The sequence below is a fragment of the Photobacterium sanguinicancri genome, assembly GCF_002265265.1.
GTDB classification, from domain to species: domain Bacteria; phylum Pseudomonadota; class Gammaproteobacteria; order Enterobacterales; family Vibrionaceae; genus Photobacterium; species Photobacterium sanguinicancri.
On sequence record NZ_NOIF01000427.1, the window covers coordinates 1 to 555 of the forward strand.

Annotated in this window: 1 protein-coding gene; it reads left to right on the forward strand. The window is 38.4% G+C overall.

Annotation, left to right across the window (positions count from 1 at the left end):
* The coding region (locus ASV53_RS25740) for a hypothetical protein (protein ID WP_094959031.1) at positions 1-555 on the forward strand (555 nt) is incomplete at both ends.

Here is a 555-nt window from a genome sequence, read left to right on the forward strand (position 1 = left end):
ACTTGCTGCCGATAGGCAGTTAAATCAACGGAAATTTTCAGATTATTATTATCAAAACGAAGTCAACCATAATGCCAATGAAAATGACCTTACGGCTCATCATGAGCGTTTTAAGAAAGTAATTAGCGCGAGAGATACCCGCTCTCTAGAACGTATCACAGTCTACCATTCTTACTTTTTTGATAAATTTCGTGCCGAAGGTAAATATACCTATGCTGATAAACAAGCAGCATGGGATATGTTCATTGAGCTTGATACCCGTATTGCTACACAGCAGCTAAAAGAAGGAGTTATCGAAACCGCACTAGCAAGCCTTGCGTCATTATTCACATTTCATCGCCAAACAGCTCACACGCACGGATTTAATTGTAGGCTGTATTATCAGTTAGTAAGTAAGGTGCTAGATAAGGATTTACGACCATTTACAGCAAAGTGGCATAGTCAGTTACCAGCACTTAAAGAATCTTCCAATTTAGAAACAAACTGTCGTGCCGAACTAGAAGATGTTCAAGCTAAACTTGCGGATTTAAAAATTTCACTAGGAAATATATGTAG